This window comes from Achromobacter sp. Marseille-Q0513, assembly GCF_018195695.1.
GTDB lineage: Bacteria > Pseudomonadota > Gammaproteobacteria > Burkholderiales > Burkholderiaceae_B > Achromobacter.
The window spans coordinates 1-16,199 of sequence record NZ_JAGTJY010000037.1 but is presented as its reverse complement, the minus strand read 5'-3'; the positions used below and the strand labels follow the sequence as shown (position 1 = coordinate 16,199).

The following is a 16,199-nucleotide window of genomic DNA, read 5'->3' as shown; positions in this document are numbered from 1 at the left end:
GAGCGCGTCCGGCGCCAGCCGTGGCGCCGGAGCGATCCGTTGCGGCCTAGTGGCCGCTGTGCAGCGCCGGGTTGAGCGTGCCCCAGGCGGCCGTGCGCACCAGCGCCTCGACCGCGCCGGTCTGCGAGTTGCGGCGGAACAGCAGCCCGTGCTGGCCGGCCAGCGACACCGCCTTGACCACCGCGCCCTCGGGCGTGAGCACGCGCGTGCCGGCGGTGATGTAGCAGCCGGCCTCGACCACGCAGTCGTCGCCCAGCGAGATGCCGATGCCGGAATTCGCGCCCAGCAGGCAGCGCTTGCCGATCGATACCACCTGCTTGCCGCCGCCGGACATGGTGCCCATGATGGACGCGCCGCCGCCGATGTCGCTGCCATCGTCGACGATGACGCCGGCGCTGATGCGGCCCTCGACCATGGACGCGCCCAGCGTGCCGGCGTTGAAATTGCAGAAGCCTTCATGCAGCACCGTGGTGCCGGGTGACAGGTGCGCGCCCAGCCGCACGCGGGCCGTGTCGGCGATGCGCACGCCTTGCGGCACCACGTAGTCGGTCATGCGCGGGATCTTGTCCACGCCACGGATTTCCAGCGTCTGGCCGGTGGCGCGCAGGTGCCAGCGCAGCGCGTCGATCTGGTCCACCGGGCAGGGGCCGGCCGAGGTCCAGGCCACGTTGGACAGCACGTTGAACAGGCCGTCCAGGTTGGCGTCGTGCGGGCGGATCAGGCGATGGCTGAGCAGATGCAGCCGCAGGTAGGCGTCATGCGCGTCCGCCGGCGGTTCATCCAGCGAGGCGATGGCGGTGCGCACGGCCACGATCTCGACCTTGCGGCGCGTGTCGCGCGCCAGGGCCGTCGGCACATGCTCGCCCAGCGCCGCGCGCGCTTCCTCGGGCGTCAGGTGGCGGGTGCCGCCGGCGGGCGTGTGATCGGCCAGCGAGGGGCGCGGATACCAGGTATCCAGGATGGCGCCATCGGCGGCCAGGGTGGCCAGGCCGTAGGCGACGGCGCTGACGGGGGCGGAAGGGTCGGGCATGGTGGGCCTGCGGGATGAAACGGCATGCGCCGCGCGCTCGTGCGCGGGGCTTAACGACGCATTATCGCTTCAAGCCGGGCCCAGGTGTCAGGGGGAATTACGGGATACCGCATTCCAACCCGACGGCACGCATGTCCTGCCAGTTTCTGACCAGCGGGAGTCCGTTGGGCATTTCAGCCAATAACTTGGGCAGTGAATATCGCAGAGGATGACGAACAACGATCGTGCGCGGCCCGCTCGAAGGATGAGATCCGGTCTGCGAGTCGCGTCGATGGGTAGCCCTTTCCATGTGGGTATTGAGGGTTCTGGTCACGTGCAATGTCCGGAGGTTGCGGTATATGGCGACTGAAAGTCTCCCACATGGGGCGCCGGCATGAAACGTGACACAGATAGCAATAGGACGTAGTCCCGCAGAAGAGGCACGACCAATTCGCTGTGCAGCGATGAAACGGGCGTCGCCCGAGGGCGACGCCCGTTTTCAGGCCAATTCCTTCAACAGCAATTCCCAGAACTTCAGCCGCTGCTCCAGCGTCGACACCAGGATGTACTCATGCAGCGTGTGCGCGCCGTCGCCGTCCGCGCCCAGGCCGTCCAGCGTGGGCACGCCCATGGCCGAGGTGAAGTTGGCGTCGCTGCCGCCGCCGGTCATGGGCGCGTCTTCCAGCAGGAAGCCGGCGCGCTCGGCGTAGCCCTGGACCAGCGCCAGCAGGGCGGCGGCGGCCTCGGTCTTGACCATGGGCGGGCGGTTCAGCTCGACGTCGATGTCCAGCTCCACGTCCGGACCCACGGCGCACAGCTCGCGCATGCGGCGCAGCACGTCCTCGGCCGCGCCCATGTCGGGCACGCGGAAGTCCACCACGCAGCGGCAGTGCGCCGGCACGGTGTTGGTGACGGTGCCGCCGGCGATGGTGCCCACGCTCACGGTGATGCCGCGCTCGTAGTCGGTCATGGCTTCCAGCGCCAGCACCTGGTGCGCCATTTCGCGGATGGCGCTGCGGCCCTTGTCGTGGTTCATGCCGGCGTGCGCCGGACGGCCCTTGACGTTCAGGTTCAGCATGCCGGTGCCCTTGCGCGCGGTCACGCACTTGCCGCCATTGGCGCGCGCCGGCTCGCACACCAGCGCGTACTTGGCGTTGGCGGCGTAGCGCTCGATGTGGGCGCGCGACGCATGGCTGCCGGTCTCTTCGTCCGGCACCACCAGGAAGTCCACGGGCAGGCGCGTGTCGCCGGGGCGGGCCACGGTGGCCAGCGCCGACAGGGCCAGGTAGATGCCGGCCTTCATGTCGTAGCTGCCAGGGCCGTACAGGCGGTCGCCCTCGACGCGCACCGGGTTGTCCTTGAGCGTGCCCACCGGATGCACGGTGTCCATGTGGGCCAGGATCAGGATGCCGGGACGGTCGTCGCCGTCGGCGCGGTTGGTGGCGTACAGCAGCGGTCCGGTGTCCGGGCCGATGGCGGACAGTTCCACCTTCAGGCCGGCGGCCTCGGCCTGGCCGGCGATGATGCGGGCCATGGCGGCGATGCCGTCGGGATAGTTGGAGGGCGATTCGCAAAGCAGCCAGGACTGGATGCCGGAGACGAGCTGTTCGGTGCTGAGGGTCGAGGACATGGCGGTATCGGGTATCGGCTAGGCGGAAGGGGAACGATCAGGCGACCTGCTGGCCGGCCAGGCGGGCCAGCTCGGCGTCGTCGGGCATGCGGCCGTCGAACCAGAGGCTGGCGCAGACGGCCGACATGGCGCGGCCGTCATGACCGATGCCGGGCACCACCTGCAGCGTCCAGTTGAACGGCACGCCGCGGCGCTCGGCTTCCTTGCGGCCGGCCTCGAAGTAGTTCTGCGCGCGCGCAAAACGGTGCGGGCCCTGGCGCATGGCGGCGGGTTCCGAGGGCAGGTTGGGATCGTCGGTGGCGATGTCCTGGTCGCCGGCCAGGATGGTCATGGGATAGGCCAGCAGCTTGACCAGGTGATCCTCGGTCAGGCCGACGCCGGCCATGCCTTCGGGGAAGGGGTGGTCGAAGGTCGGCAGCGTGTACCAGCCGGGGTTGCCCGCGGCCACGGCCTTGAACGGCGCGTGCGACTGGCTGCTCATCAGCCGGTGCACGAACTGGCCGCCGGCGGAGTGGCCGAACAGATGGACGTTCTGGCCGTCGGTGATCTCGGCGGCGATCAGGTCGCGCACCACGCTGCCCACCAGCGCATAGGTCCAGCCGTCGATGTGGCGCGGATTGCCGCCGGCCGAGAACACGCGGCCGTTGTTGTAGCTTTCGACGCCGGGCCAGATCTCGTTGGAGAAGGTCAGCGCCACGATCAGCAGCTTGTGCTTGTCGGCGGCCGACACCCAGAAGTCGCGGTATTCGTCGCCGTTGCGCAGCACGCCGTGCTGCACGATCACGACCGGACGGTCGGGCGTGTAGCCATAGGGGCGGTAGGTCTGCAGCTTGAACGGACGGTCGGCGTTGCGGTCGTCGTCGATGTAGGGAATGGCGTTGCGGCCGGCATGGCCCAGTTCAATGGCGATGCGGTCGACGTTGGTGAGTTCGGCAGGTTTCATGGCGACGTGTCAGGCGGTGGCTTCGTTCAGATGGCAGGCCGACCAGTGGCCCGGCGAGATTTCCTTCAGGACCGGCGCCTGCTCGCGGCAGCGCGGCATGGCGTGCGGACAGCGCGGGTTGAAGGTACAGCCCGGCGGCGGATTCAGCGGCGACGGGATTTCGCCCTTGATGGGCGTGAACTGGCGGCCGCGCCGGCCCACGTCCGGCACCTCGGCCATCAGGGCCTGGGTATAGGGGTGGTTGGCGCGCGCGAAGATCTCGGCGGCGGTCGAGATCTCGACGATCTTGCCCAGGTACATGATGGCGACGCGGTCGGAGATGTGCTTGACCACGCCCAGGTCATGACTGATGAACAGGTAGGTGAAGCCGTGCTGTTCACGCAGATCCATGAACAGGTTGATCACCTGCGCCTGGATCGATACGTCCAGCGCGGCTACCGGCTCGTCGCAGACCAGGAACTTGGGCGCCACCATCAGCGCGCGGGCGATGCCGATGCGCTGGCGCTGGCCGCCGGAGATCTGGTGCGGGAAACGATCGCGGTATTCGCGGTCCAGGCCGACCTCGGACAGCGCCTGGTCGATGCGCGCGGGGATGTCGGCCGGCGGCGCCAGCTTGTGCACTTTCAGCGCCTCGCCCAGGATCTGGCGCAGCCGCTGGCGCGGGTTCAGCGAGGCCTGCGGATCCTGGAAGATCATCTGCACGCCCAGCGTGTAGGCCAGCTTGTCGGCGCCGCGCAGGCGGGCCGCATCGCGGCCCTGGTACAGCAGCTCGCCCTCGGTCTGGCGATGCAGGCCGGCCACCACGCGGCCCAGCGTGGACTTGCCGCAGCCCGATTCGCCCACCAGGCCGACCACCTCGCCTCGGCGGATGGACAGGTCCACGCCGTTGACGGCGTAGACGGTGCGGCGGTCGATGGGACGGCCGGCCAGGGCCAGGATGCGCTGGGCCAGGTCGGGGCGTTGCTCGAAGCGCTTGTGGACGTTCTTCAGCTCGATGACGGGAGTATCGGCTTGGTTCATGCTTGCTCGGCCTCGCGGGCGATCGGCACGTAGCAGCGGAAGCTGCGCGGGCCTTCGGTGGTGACGGTGGGGGCTTGCTCGGTGCAGCGCGTGACCGCGCTGGGACAGCGCGGCCGGAACGCACAGCCCGAGGGGCGGCCGGACAGGCTAGGCGCCATGCCGTTGATCTGGTGCAGGCGCGCGCCGGGCTGCGTGGCGCCGGGCATCGAGTCCAGCAGGCCGCGCGTGTACGGATGGCGCGGCGCTTCCAGCACCTGTTCGACCGGGCCGCTCTCGACGATGCGGCCGGCATACATGACGGCCACGCGGTCGGCCAGTTCGGCGACCACGCCCAGGTCGTGGGTGATCCAGATCAGCGCGGTGTTGTGCTGGCGGCAGATCTCCTGCATGCGGTAGAGGATCTGGCCCTGGATGGTGACGTCCAGCGCGGTAGTGGGCTCGTCGCAGATGATCAGGTCGGGCTTGTTCAGCATGGCGATGGCGATGGCCACGCGCTGGCGCATGCCGCCGGAGAACTCGTGCGGATAGCTCTTCAGGCGTGTTTCGGGCGAGGGGATGCCCACCATCTCCAGCGCCTCGCGGCAGCGCTCGAGCGCTTCGGCGCGCGGCACGTCCGCGTGCGTCTGGATGGCTTCCATCATCTGTTCGCCGATGCGCAGCACCGGGTTCAGCGTCATCAGCGGATCCTGGAAGATCATCGCGATGCGGTCGCCGCGCAGCTGGCGCATCTGTTCTTCGCTGTACTTGCGCAGGTCCTGGCCCTTGAAGCGGACCTCGCCCTCGACCACTTCCCCGGGGGGATCGATCAGGCCCAGCAACGAGAAGCCGGTCACGGACTTGCCCGAGCCGGATTCGCCGACCAGGCCCACGATCTCGCCGCGGCGCACGGTCAGGTCGACGCCGTCGACGGCCGGCCAGGCGCCGGCTTCGGTATGGAATGCGGTGCGCAGGCCGCGCACCTCTAGAATGGTCTCGCTCATGTCAGTCATCCATTGCGCAAACCGCCACGCAGGTATCGGGTGTCGCTCCATCGGGGTGCCGCGGAGCCGGCTTCGCCGGTCTGCCAGCACGCCCCCTTGAGGGGGAAGCGCGCAGCGCTTCGGGGGTGGGCCTCATCTTTTCGGATCCAGGCTTTCGCGGAGGCGGTCGCCGACGATGTTGATGGACAGGATCAGCAGCAGCAGGGCGATGCCCGGGAACAGGCTGATCCAGTAGTCGCCCGAGAGCAGGTACTGGAAGCCGTTGGAGATCAACAGGCCCAGCGACGGCTCGGTGATGGGCACGCCCACGCCCAGGAAGGACAGCGTGGCTTCCAGCGCGATCGCGGTCGCGATCTGGATGGTGGCGAACACCATGACCGGGCCCAGGCAGTTCGGCAGCAGGTGGAAGGCCATGATGCGCCAGGCCGGGAAGCCCAGGTTGGCGGCGGCCTCCACGTATTCCTTGCGCCGCTCCTGCAGCGCGCGGCCGCGCATGATGCGCGCGTAGTGGCCCCATTGCACCAGCACCAGCGCCAGGATCACCTTGTCCACGCCGCGCCCCATCACCACCAGCAGCACCAGCGCCACCAGGATGGTCGGAAAGCCCAGGATGAAGTCCACGATGCGCATCAGGATGGTGTCGACCACGCCGCCCATGTAGGCGGCCACCAGGCCGACCGCGCCGCCCACGGCGGTGGCCAGCACCACGGCGGACAGGCCCACCATCAGGCTGATGCGCAGGCCATACAGGATGGCGCTGAGCATGTCGCGGCCCTGGTCGTCGGTGCCCAGCCAGGCGATGCTGCCGTCCATCAGCGCCTGGCGCGGCGCCAGGCGGCCGTCCATGAGCGAGAGGTTGGCGAGGTCGTAGGGGTTCTGCGGCGCGAAGTAGGGCGCGAACACCACCAGGATGATCAGCACGGCCAGCGCGATGGCCGAGCCGCGCACGGTGGGCCGCGAGCGCAGTTTCTTCAGGATGGAGGCGCGCTTGGGCGTGTCCGCCAGGGGCTGGGCGGTGCGGGTGCGGCCGGGATTGGGAGATTGAGCCATGACGATTATTGAGCGGGGGTCACGAGCTGCACGCGCGGGTCGAGCGCGGCGTACAGGATGTCCACGACCAGGTTGATGACCACGAAGATCAGGGTGACCAGCATCACGTAGGCCACTACCACGGGGCGGTCCAGCTGGTAGACGCTGTCGATCAGCAGCTTGCCCATGCCGGGCCAGGCGAACACCGTCTCGGTGATGGTGGAGTACGCGATCAGCGTGCCGAATTCCATGCCAATCACGGTCACCACGGGGATCAGGATGTTGCGCAGGATATGGCGGCGCACGATGCGGCCCGGCTTGACGCCCTTGGCGCGCGCGAACTTCACGTAGTCCTGGCTGCGCGCCTCGACCACGCCCGAGGCGGTCAGGCGCAGCACCAGCGCGATGTTGGCCAGCGCCAGGTTGATGGCCGGCATGATCAGGTGCGACCAGCCGTCGGCGGTCAGGATCGACAGCCGCACGCCCAGCACAGTGACGGTGTCGCCGCGGCCCGTGGCCGGCAGCCAGCCCAGCCACACGGCGAACAGCAGGATCAGCATCATGCCCTGCCAGAAGTTGGGCAGCGAGAAGCCCAGCACCGACGAGGCCATGATGCCGCGGCCCAGCGGCTCGTCGCGGTACAGGCCGGCGACCAGCCCCAGCGGGATGCCGATGATACAGGTCAGCCCGATGGCCACGACCACCAGCTCGAAGGTGGCCGGGATGCGTTGCACGATCAGCTCGATGGCGGGGATGCCGTGGACGAAGGACACGCCCAGATCGCCGTGCAGCGCGCGCCACAGGAAGCCCGTGTACTGCTGCCACACGGGCAGGTCCAGCCCGAGGCGGGCGATCATGGCTTCGCGGGCGGCCTGGCTGGCCTCGGGGCTGACCAGCAGCTCGATCGGGTCGCCCACGGCATACACCGCGAAGAAGACCACGACCGAGACGGCCAGCAGTACGAACAGGCTCTGTATCAACCTGCGCAAGATGAATAGGGCCACTTGATATTTCCTTGGTGGGCTCGGGAGTTGCGGGCGCCAGGCGGGGCTACTTGGCGGGCTTGGCCGACATGGCCAGGGTGTACTGATCGGCGCGGCCTTCGTAGGTCAGGCCCTTGCGGTACGCCCAGATGCTGCTTTCGAAGTGCAGCGGGATGCTGGGCAGGTCCGCCAGCGCGATCGCCAGCGATTCCTGCAGCAGCTTTTCGCGCGCGGCCGGGTCCACCGTGACCAGGGCACGCTTGAAGACCTGGTCGAACGCCGGGTTGTCGTAGCCGCCGTAGTTGCTGGTGCCCAGGCCGTGCTCCTTGTCGAACGCGGAGACCCAGTATTGCAGGAAAGACGAGGCTTCGCCCGTTTCCGACGACCAGCCGCCCATGGCGAAGCTGAACTCGCGCTTGGCGCGCTTGGGGAAGTAGATCGAGCGCGTCATCGCGTCGACCGAGGCCTTGATGCCCACGCGCGACAGGTACTGCGCCACCGCCTGCGAGATCTGGGCGTCGTTGATGTAGCGGTCGTTGGTGGACGACACGGCCAGCTCGAAGCCGTTCGGGTAGCCGGCCTCGGCCAGCAGCTTCTTGGCGGCTTCGGGGGCGTACTTGAGTTCCGGCGGCTGCGGCAGCGTGCCGAACATGCCGTCGGGCAGGAACTGGTTGGCCGGGGTGGCGGCGCCGTCCATGATGCGGGCGGCGATGGCCTTGCGGTCGATGGCCATGGAAATGGCGCGGCGCACGCGCACGTCCTGCAGCGGGTTCTTGCCGTCGGCGGCCTTGACCGTGGGGCTGGGCGAGCGCGCCACGTCGAACTGGAAGTACACCACGCGCACGGACGGCGTGATCACGTAGCCGAAGCCCGGCGTTTCCGAGATGCGCTTGACGTCGCGCGCGGCGGGGTTCTCGATCAGGTCGAAGTCGCCGGCCAACAGGCCCGTCAGGCGCGGACCGGCCGACGGCGAGGGGATCAGCTTGACCTCGCCCCAGGCTGGCTTGTCGCCCCAGTAGCCTTCGTTGCGGGTCAGTTCGATGGCGCTGCCCTTCACATAGGACTTGAGCGTGTAGGGGCCGGTGCCAATGGCGGACTTGCCGCCGTTGAAGTCGGCCACGGTGGGCCAGGGGCCGGTCACGCCGCAGCCGTTCTTCAGGTCGAACGTGATCGGGCCGTGCTGGACGATGCCGCTCCACAGCATGGGCATGCGGCTCATGTCGTTGGGCAGCAGCGGATAGGGCAGGCGCGTCTTGATGACCAGCGTGTCGTCGCCGCGCGCTTCGACGCTGGCGAACTTCTGCACCACGGCGGGGTGGGAGCCGCCGATGGACTGCTCGTTGTTCATCACGCGGCAGAACGTGAAGATCACGTCCTGCGGGGTGAAGGGCTGGCCGTTGGAGAACTTGGCGCCCTGGCGCAGCGTGAATTCCCAGGTGGTGTCGTCCACCGCCTTCCAGGCCGTGGCCAGGCGCGGGGTCAGCTTCATGGCCGCGTCCTGGCCGACCAGCGTCTCGAACACGTGCGAGACCATCGCGTCGTTGGGCGTGACCTGATGGTAGTGCGGGTCCATCGCGGTGGGTTCGGACGACAGGCCGATGCGCAGCGCGCCGGCCTGGGCCAGCGCGGCGGTGGGACAGGCGGTCAGCGCGGCGGCCAGAGCACAGGCGGCCGGGAGCAGGCGTTGGATTGTCTTGGCAGACATGTGTTTTCCCCTTGTAGGTGTTGTGGTGTGTTGCGGGCGGCGCCCTCTGGGGGGCGCCTGCCGTATTTATGCGGCGATGGGCTGCGCCAGCCGGACCACCGTCACGCCCGGGCGCAGGTTGGCCGTGGACGGCATGATCAGCACGCAATCATCATAGGGCGTGACCACCGGCTCGCCCTCGGACCAGCCGATCAGGTCGCCGGCGCGCGGCAACGTCTCCAGCCCCTTCCAGGGCTGGGCGAAGCGGAAGTCGGCGCTCTTGGCGGCCACGGCATGCGTGACGCGCAGCGCGCGCTGCGCGCCGGCGTCCGGCGCGAACCAGGCGGCCGGCAGGTCGGCGCGGTCCACGGTGTCGGCGGCGAGCAGGAAGCGGGCCAGCTGGTCCAGCGCCACGCCGTGCGCTTCGGGCGCGCCATGGAAACCGCATTCGATCAGCAGCGAGCGGGTGCCGTTGTCGCCGGCCTCGCCGAAGCGGCCGTAGTCGCGCATGCGCACGCCGGCGGCATGGCCGGCGTCGGCGATGATGGTGGCGGGGTTGCCCAGCGCCAGCGCCAGGTCGATGTTGCGCTGTTCCATGCCGGTCAGCTGCAGCGGCACGTCGGAATTGCTCATCGAGTGGAAGTCCAGCAGCCAGTCGCTGCGTTCCACCCAGGGACGGATCTGGGCCGCGCGGCGGCGTTCCTGGCTGTTCGGCGCGGACAGCTTGTCCTCGCTCCAGACGCGGTTCATGTCCTCGTCGACGAAGCGCGCGGGCGCGTAGTTGGACGGGTCGAAGCGGTCGAAGGCGGCTAGGTTGCAGAAGGCCAGCGTCAGGCTGCCCCGGCGCGGACGCAGGCCGGCGGCCAGCGCGTCCTTGAGCGCCCAGGCGCCGCACAGTTCATTGCCGTGGATCAGCGCGCTCAGCATGACGCGCTTGCCCGGCACGCCGGAATCGAAGTGCCACACCCCGGGGGTGTCCGTATTGCCGGCGCGCTCGGACGACAGGTCCGGACAGGCGAGCAGGAAGGGGCGCGGACTGGGCGCGGCGGCGGGTGTGGACATGAGGACTCCGATGAAGCGGGGGGATTGTATAGGGAAGAAAGCGGCCTGCGCGGCGGTCAGCCGGCCGTGGCCGCCTGGCGTTCTGCCAGAACGGCCGGGCCCTGCTCGCCCAGGTCCCAGAACAGGCCGGCCATGATGGCTATGGCCTGCCGGGCGACCGGGGCCAGCAGATGTTCGTCCGGGCCGTGCTGGCAGCAGGCGGGGTAGGAATGCGGCACCCAGATCGTGGGCAGTCCCAGCACGTCCGAGAACGCGTCGTTGGGCACGGTGCCGCCCAGATTGGGCAGGATGGCGGGCGCGGCGCCGGTGGTCGCGGCCAAGGATGCCGCGGCCCAGCGGGCCCAGGCATCGTCCGGGTCGAGCCGGGTGGCGGGGGTGCCGCGCCGGACCTTGACCTGCACCTGGGCAAGGCCGTGCGCGTCCAGGTGGGCGCGCAGGATCTCGCTGGCGGCGCGCCAGTCGGTGCCGACCACGAAGCGCAGGTTGCAGGTGGCGGCCGCGCGTCCGGGTATGGCGCCCACGGGGTTGTCGGGATTGCCGGTCTTGTAGGCCAGCACTTCCAGCGTATTCCAGCCGAACAGCCGTTCGGCGAGGCTCAGGCCCGGTTCGCCCCAGTCGGGATCCGTTTCGGGCGCGTCCTCGTCGCGGCCGACCTCGATGGTGGACAGCGCGCGGCGCACGGCGGCGGGGATGGGGGGCGGACGCAGGCCGTCGACCCGCAGGCGGCCGCGCGCGTCGACCAGGCTGGCCAGCGCGTGCGCCAGGATCAGGCCGGGGTTGGGCAGCACGCCGCCCCAGTTGCCCGAGTGGTGCGCGTGGCTGCGCAGATTGACCTCCAGGTCGAATAGCAGCGTGCCGCGCGAACCGAGGAACAGCGTGGGCAGGTCCGCCGCCAGGCGCGGGCCGTCCGAGGCGATGAAGACGTCGGCCTTCAAGGCGTCGCGCCACTGGCCGCAGGCGGCGTGCAGGCCGGGCGAGCCAACCTCCTCGCCGCATTCGACCAGCATGCGGGCGTTGAAGCCAAGACGACCGTCGCGCTCGGCCAGCACCTGTTCCAGCGCGGCCACGTTGATGCAGTACTGGCCCTTGTTGTCGGCCGTGCCGCGCCCGTACCAGCGCTCGCCTTCCTCGACCAGCGTCCAGGGCGACAGGCCGTCGCGCCATTGCTCGTCGTAGCCGCGCACCACGTCGCCGTGGGCATAGAGCAGCACGGTGGGCAGGTCGGCGGATTCGATGCGTTCGGCCAGCAGGAAGGGCGGGCCGTCCTGCACGGGGTTGTCTTCGATGCGACAGGAAAATCCCAGGCCTTCCAGCCGGGGCGCCACGGCGGCGCGCAGGTAATCGTAGAGTTCGGGCCGCTGTTCGGGCGCCTGGCTGACGCTGCGGCGGGCGACCAGGCCCGCCAGGTCGCGGCGCAAGGCGCCGCCATCGGCATAGGCGAGCGCGCGCGCAATCGCGGCCGCGCGGCTGGCGCTGGAAACTGCTGCTGACACGGTTGTCCCCTATGTGCCTGGCGCGTCGCTGGGCGCGCCCGCTTGGATGTATCGCCGAATTCTAGGATCCGGGCAGCTTTCTCTACAATTAGAATATTTATCGGCAGCTTTGCAAAAAAGGCAAAGTTTGCCGTGACGCTCAATTCACCTGCGGGGGGAACATGCACGGTATCGCGTTGAGGTACTTTGTGGAAGTGGCCCAGGCGGGCAGCCTGAGCGGCGCGTCCGAGCGCCTGCACGTGGCGGTGTCGGCCATCAGCCGGCAGATCGCCAAGCTGGAAGAGCTGGCCGGCGCGCCGCTGTTCGAGCGCGCCGCGCGCGGCATGGTGCTCAGCGACGCCGGCCGGCTGCTGCTGACGCATGCGCGGCGCACCATGCTGGAATCCGAATCGGTGCTGCAGGAGATCGCCGCGCTCAAGGGCGCGGCGCGCGACGAGATCCGCGTGGCGTCCGTCGCGGGCGTGGCGCGCACCTTCCTGCCGGCGGCCATGGCGCGCTTTCGCCAGGACTGGCCTGACATGCGCTTCGACCTGCACGTGGATACGCCCAGGGAAGTGCTGCGGCGCGTGGCCGAGGGCCAGGCCGAGCTGGGCATGGCCTTCAACATGGAGCGCGCCGGCGGCCTGAGCGTGCGCTACTCGCGCCGCGCGCCAGTGCATGCGGTGATGGCGGCCGACCATCCGCTGGCGGGCCGCGCCAGCGTCAGCCTGCAGGATCTGCAGGCCTATCCGATGGCGCTGACCGGATCCGGCACGACCACGCGACGCCTGTTCGAACTGGGTTGCGCGCTGGAGTCGGTGCAGATAGAACCCGCGCTGAGCTGCAACGATCCCTCGCCGCTGCACGGCTTCGTGTACGGCTCCGACGCCATCATGCTGGGCGGCTACATCTCGGTGACGCACAGCCTGGACCGCGATCAGCTCGTGGCGGTGCCGATCTCCAATGCCGAGCTGCAATCGCGCACCTTGCAGATCCAGGTGATGCAGGGCCGCGTGCTGCCGCCCAGGACCGAGGCGTTCATCGCGTTGCTGTGCGGCGAGCTGGACGGGTTGCTGGCGGCCCAGCGATAAAAAAAGCGCCCCGAGGGGCGCTTTTTCCTGGCGGCGAGAATTACTTCGCGTCAGGCTTGACCGAGGTGGCCAGCGTGAACTGGTCGCGGCGGCCTTCGTAGCTGATGCCCTTGCGGAACGCCCAGATGCTGCTTTCGAAGTGCAGCGGAATCAGCGGCACGTTGTCCAGCGCGATCTTGGTCGACTGCTGCAGCAGCGCTTCGCGCTTGGGCGCGTCCACCGTCACGATGGCCTGCTTGTAGACCTTGTCGAAGTCGGCGTTGGAGAAGCCGCCGTAGTTGCTGGTGCCCAGGCTGTTGGGCGAATCCAGCGAGGCCACCCACAGCTGGAACAGCGCCGAGGCCTCGCCCGTTTCCGCCGGCCAGCCGCCCATCGAGAAGCTGAACTCGCGCTTGGCGCGCTTGGGGAAGTAGATCGAGGCGGTCATCGCGTCGACCGTGGTCTTGATGCCGATGCGCGACAGGTACTGGGCCACGGCCTGGGCGACCTGGCCGTCGTTGACGTAGCGGTCGTTGGTGGACGAGATGGTCAGTTCGAAGCCGTTCGGGTAGCCGGCCTCGGCCAGCAGCTTCTTGGCGCCTTCGGGGGCGTACTTGATTTCCTCGGCCTTGGGCAGGGCGCCGAACATGCCGTCGGGCATGAACTGGTAGGCGGGCGTGGCCATGCCGTCCATGATGCGGGCGGTGATGGTCTTGCGGTCGATGGCCATGGAGATGGCCTTGCGCACGCGCAGGTCCTGCAGCGGATTCTTGCCGTCGGCGGCCTTCACGAAGGGGCTCTGGGCGCGGCCGATGTCGGGCTGGAAGAACACCAGGCGGGTCGAGGGCGTGGCCACGAAGCCGAACTTGGGGTTGTCCTTCAGGCGCTGCAGGTCGCGGGCGGCCGGGTTCTCGATCATGTCGAAGTCGCCCGACAACAGGCCGGTCAGGCGCGGGCCGGCGGAGGGCACCGGCACGAACTTCACTTCCTTCCAGTAGGGCTTGGGACCCCAATAGTTCTCGTTGCGGACCAGCTCGATGCCGGTGCCCTTGACGTAGGACTTCAGCGTGTAGGGGCCGGTGCCGATGGCGTCCTTGCCGTTGTTGAAGTCGGCCACGGTGGGCCAGGCGCCGGTCACGCCGCAGCCCTTCTTCGGGTCGAAGGTCAGCTTGCCGTGCTCGACGATGCCGTTCCAGACGATCGGCAGCGAGCGGGCCATTTCGGCGGGCATCAGGGGGAACGGGGCGCCGGTCTTGATGATGACCGTGTGCGCGTCGGGCGTCTGCACGTCGGTGATCAGCTTGGTCGTGTCCATGTAGGACTGCGACACGTTGGTCTCGTTGTTCAGCGTGCGGCAGATGGTGAACAGCACGTCCTCGGACGTGAAGGGCTTGCCGTTCGAGAACTTGACGTCGTCGCGCAGCTTGAATTCCCAGGTCAGGTCGTCCAGGTTCTTCCACGAGGTGGCCAGGGCCGGCACCAGCTTCATGTCGGCGCTGCGGCCGACCAGCGAGCTGTAGACGTGCGCCGAGAACGCGTCGTTCTGGGTCATCTTGTGATAGTGGGGGTCCGCCGAGGTGGGTTCGGCCGACAGGCCGATCTTCAGCGTCTGGGCCTGGACGGCGGCCAGCGGAATGGCGGCGGCCGCGAGGGCCAGCGTGGTACGCAACTTCATGGTGACAACTCCGGATGGAAAACGAACCGGATCGTGCTTGAGGGAGTGACCTAGCGGGCCTGCCGGGGCTTACGGAGGGTCTTTGGCGCCAGGCACGACGGCAAGGGGCCGATTATCGGTAGGGGCTTCGCGCGCTGTCAATGCGCGGGGACAGGCTGCGGCGCTAGGGAAAACGCCGAGATGACAGGGAAAAACGGGAATGGACCGCGCGATCGCGCCGGTCTGGGCGGGAAATGCCGAGGAAATGAAAAACGCCGGGGCAGCCTCTCTTGAGGCTGCCCCGGCGCTTAGGCGCCCGGTGAGGGGCAGGGCGCCTGGGGCCGGAACGGGCGCTGCGCGGGCAGCGGGCGTTCCGACCACCGCGCGCCGGCATCAACCGCGGGAGATCTATCGCGGTTCAGGCCGACGCGGCGGTTCTTACCACTGGGAACCGGAGAAGCGCGAGCTGGCGGCGCGGGCGCGGTTCATCGATTCGTTGACTTCGTCGATGAAGGCGAACACGGCGGCGATGCCGGCGACCACAGCCTTGCTGGCCTTCTTCAGGCTCAGCAGCGGGTGGGCGTTGGGTTGGTTTTCGAGGGCGCCGCGGAGCAGGTCGCGCTCCAGCGCGTCGGTCAGGCGGGCAGTGTGGTTCAGGGTCAGTTCGCTCATGGTGTTCTCCAGTCCAGTCCGTTTCGTCTTGGGGTAAACCATTATAGGGATAACCCTAGGGAAAAGGCAACGGGCGCAACGGGGCCAACCATGTGAATGTTGTAAAAATGTTTTTGTGCCAGGGACTTAGCCCGCGGGACGGGCTTTTTCCCAAGACGGCGGCAACCCTAGGGGACCCTAGCCCCGGTTGCGCAAGGTGCGGGCGGCGTCGGCCAGTTCGCCCGCCGTCAGGCCGCAGGGGCCGACGCCGTTCATGACCAGGGCGTCCGCCGCCGCGCCGTGCAGCCAGACCGCGCCCGCGACGGCCTGCTCCAGCGGCAGGCCTTGGGCGATCAGCGATCCCAGCATGCCCGCCAATACGTCCCCGGTTCCGGCGGTCGCCAGGCCGGGATTGCCGCTGGTGTTGCGCCGCCAGCCGCCATCGGGGGCGCAGACGATGGTGCCGGCCCCCTTGAGCACGATCCAGGCGTCGTAGCGGCCAGCCAGCTGCTGGGCGGCGGCGGGGCGGTCGGCCTGTACCTGTGCGGTTGTCCGGCCGAGCAGGCGGGCCGCTTCGGCCGGATGCGGCGTCAGCACGACCGGGCCATCGCCCCAATGCGGCTCGACCTGGCCGCGCGCCAGCAGGTTCAGGCCATCGGCGTCCAGCACCAGCGGCGCCTGGCCGCGCCGCGCGAACAGGCGCGACAGCAGATCGGCGGCCAGGGGCTCGTCGCCGATGCCGCAGCCCGCCACCCAGGTCGTCACGTTCCAGTTGCCGTTCAGCAGCGAGCGGGCGTCGCGCAGCATCAGTTCGGGTTGCAGCGGATCGCAGGGCAGGGGCGAGGCGTCCTCGGCGAAGCCGACCAGCACCTTGCCGGCGCCCGTCTTGAGCGCGGCCCGGGCCGCCAGCAGCGCGGCGCCCGTCATGCCCGGGCCGCCGCCGACCACGCCGACGGTGCCGAAGCTGCCCTTGTGGCTGTCCGGATCGCGCAGCGCGAACAGGGCAGGCAGG

14 protein-coding genes are annotated in these 16,199 nt (G+C 69.0%); 1 reads left to right on the top strand and 13 read right to left on the bottom strand.

Annotation, left to right across the window (positions count from 1 at the left end):
- Positions 1-46 precede the first annotated feature (46 nt).
- The 10 genes from dapD to KDH83_RS10460 form a co-directional block, all read right to left on the bottom strand.
- The gene (dapD, locus tag KDH83_RS10505) at positions 47-1,030 is read right to left on the bottom strand and encodes a 2,3,4,5-tetrahydropyridine-2,6-dicarboxylate N-succinyltransferase (protein WP_212315184.1); all 984 of its coding nucleotides are present in this window, start codon (positions 1,028-1,030) and stop codon (positions 47-49) included.
- Positions 1,031-1,508: 478 nt separating this feature from the next.
- Complete coding sequence (locus KDH83_RS10500) at positions 1,509-2,639, bottom strand: M20 family metallopeptidase (protein WP_212315174.1); 1,131 nt, start codon at positions 2,637-2,639, stop codon at positions 1,509-1,511.
- Positions 2,640-2,676: 37 nt separating this feature from the next.
- Complete coding sequence (locus KDH83_RS10495; RefSeq protein WP_212315172.1) at positions 2,677-3,582, bottom strand: alpha/beta hydrolase; 906 nt, start codon at positions 3,580-3,582, stop codon at positions 2,677-2,679.
- A gap of 9 nt (positions 3,583-3,591) precedes the next feature.
- Positions 3,592-4,602, bottom strand: coding sequence for an ABC transporter ATP-binding protein (locus KDH83_RS10490; RefSeq protein ID WP_212315170.1), 1,011 nt, complete (start codon positions 4,600-4,602; stop codon positions 3,592-3,594).
- The gene (locus KDH83_RS10485; RefSeq protein ID WP_212315168.1) at positions 4,599-5,582 is read right to left on the bottom strand and encodes an ABC transporter ATP-binding protein; all 984 of its coding nucleotides are present in this window, start codon (positions 5,580-5,582) and stop codon (positions 4,599-4,601) included. The genes KDH83_RS10490 and KDH83_RS10485 overlap by 4 nt, the downstream gene beginning before the upstream one ends.
- A 132-nt stretch (positions 5,583-5,714) precedes the next feature.
- On the bottom strand, positions 5,715-6,632 hold the full coding sequence (locus KDH83_RS10480; RefSeq protein ID WP_212315166.1) for an ABC transporter permease: 918 nt from the start codon (positions 6,630-6,632) through the stop codon (positions 5,715-5,717).
- A 5-nt stretch (positions 6,633-6,637) separates the two neighbouring features.
- Complete coding sequence (locus KDH83_RS10475) at positions 6,638-7,615, bottom strand: ABC transporter permease (protein ID WP_212315163.1); 978 nt, start codon at positions 7,613-7,615, stop codon at positions 6,638-6,640.
- A 46-nt stretch (positions 7,616-7,661) separates the two neighbouring features.
- Positions 7,662-9,299: an ABC transporter substrate-binding protein gene (locus KDH83_RS10470; RefSeq protein WP_212315161.1), complete on the bottom strand. Its 1,638-nt coding sequence runs from the start codon at positions 9,297-9,299 to the stop codon at positions 7,662-7,664.
- Positions 9,300-9,365: 66 nt separating this feature from the next.
- On the bottom strand, positions 9,366-10,340 hold the full coding sequence (locus KDH83_RS10465) for a succinylglutamate desuccinylase/aspartoacylase family protein (RefSeq protein ID WP_212315159.1): 975 nt from the start codon (positions 10,338-10,340) through the stop codon (positions 9,366-9,368).
- A gap of 56 nt (positions 10,341-10,396) precedes the next feature.
- Positions 10,397-11,833, bottom strand: coding sequence for a M20 family metallopeptidase (locus KDH83_RS10460; RefSeq protein WP_349291617.1), 1,437 nt, complete (start codon positions 11,831-11,833; stop codon positions 10,397-10,399).
- Positions 11,834-11,994: 161 nt separating this feature from the next.
- Between KDH83_RS10460 and KDH83_RS10455 the strand changes: the two genes are divergently transcribed.
- Entirely contained in the window at positions 11,995-12,903 is a 909-nt protein-coding gene (locus KDH83_RS10455) for a LysR family transcriptional regulator (RefSeq protein ID WP_212315157.1), read from the top strand.
- A gap of 40 nt (positions 12,904-12,943) precedes the next feature.
- Here the strand turns inward: KDH83_RS10455 and KDH83_RS10450 are convergent, their stop codons facing one another.
- The 3 genes from KDH83_RS10450 to KDH83_RS10440 form a co-directional block, all read right to left on the bottom strand.
- Positions 12,944-14,557: an ABC transporter substrate-binding protein gene (locus KDH83_RS10450; RefSeq protein WP_212315155.1), complete on the bottom strand. Its 1,614-nt coding sequence runs from the start codon at positions 14,555-14,557 to the stop codon at positions 12,944-12,946.
- Between the two features lie 417 nt (positions 14,558-14,974).
- Positions 14,975-15,208 carry a hypothetical protein gene (locus tag KDH83_RS10445; protein ID WP_103272179.1) on the bottom strand — a complete coding sequence of 78 codons (234 nt, stop codon included), beginning with the start codon at positions 15,206-15,208 and terminating at the stop codon, positions 14,975-14,977.
- Positions 15,209-15,385: 177 nt separating this feature from the next.
- The gene (locus tag KDH83_RS10440) at positions 15,386-16,198 is read right to left on the bottom strand and encodes an NAD(P)H-hydrate dehydratase (protein ID WP_212315153.1); all 813 of its coding nucleotides are present in this window, start codon (positions 16,196-16,198) and stop codon (positions 15,386-15,388) included.
- Between the last annotated feature and the right edge of the window lies 1 nt (position 16,199).

What these genes read in the sequence shown, in the direction of transcription:
- KDH83_RS10450 (WP_212315155.1), bottom strand. Translation starts at nt 14,557, where the DNA reads ATGAAGTTGCGTACCACGCTGGCCCTCGCGGCCGCCGCCATTCCGCTG.
- KDH83_RS10485 (WP_212315168.1), bottom strand. Translation starts at nt 5,582, where the DNA reads ATGAGCGAGACCATTCTAGAGGTGCGCGGCCTGCGCACCGCATTCCAT.
- KDH83_RS10445 (WP_103272179.1), bottom strand. Translation starts at nt 15,208, where the DNA reads ATGAGCGAACTGACCCTGAACCACACTGCCCGCCTGACCGACGCGCTG.
- KDH83_RS10495 (WP_212315172.1), bottom strand. Translation starts at nt 3,582, where the DNA reads ATGAAACCTGCCGAACTCACCAACGTCGACCGCATCGCCATTGAACTG.
- KDH83_RS10465 (WP_212315159.1), bottom strand. Translation starts at nt 10,340, where the DNA reads ATGTCCACACCCGCCGCCGCGCCCAGTCCGCGCCCCTTCCTGCTCGCC.
- KDH83_RS10500 (WP_212315174.1), bottom strand. Translation starts at nt 2,639, where the DNA reads ATGTCCTCGACCCTCAGCACCGAACAGCTCGTCTCCGGCATCCAGTCC.
- KDH83_RS10480 (WP_212315166.1), bottom strand. Translation starts at nt 6,632, where the DNA reads ATGGCTCAATCTCCCAATCCCGGCCGCACCCGCACCGCCCAGCCCCTG.
- dapD (WP_212315184.1), bottom strand. Translation starts at nt 1,030, where the DNA reads ATGCCCGACCCTTCCGCCCCCGTCAGCGCCGTCGCCTACGGCCTGGCC.
- KDH83_RS10455 (WP_212315157.1), top strand. Translation starts at nt 11,995, where the DNA reads ATGCACGGTATCGCGTTGAGGTACTTTGTGGAAGTGGCCCAGGCGGGC.
- KDH83_RS10490 (WP_212315170.1), bottom strand. Translation starts at nt 4,602, where the DNA reads ATGAACCAAGCCGATACTCCCGTCATCGAGCTGAAGAACGTCCACAAG.
- KDH83_RS10470 (WP_212315161.1), bottom strand. Translation starts at nt 9,299, where the DNA reads ATGTCTGCCAAGACAATCCAACGCCTGCTCCCGGCCGCCTGTGCTCTG.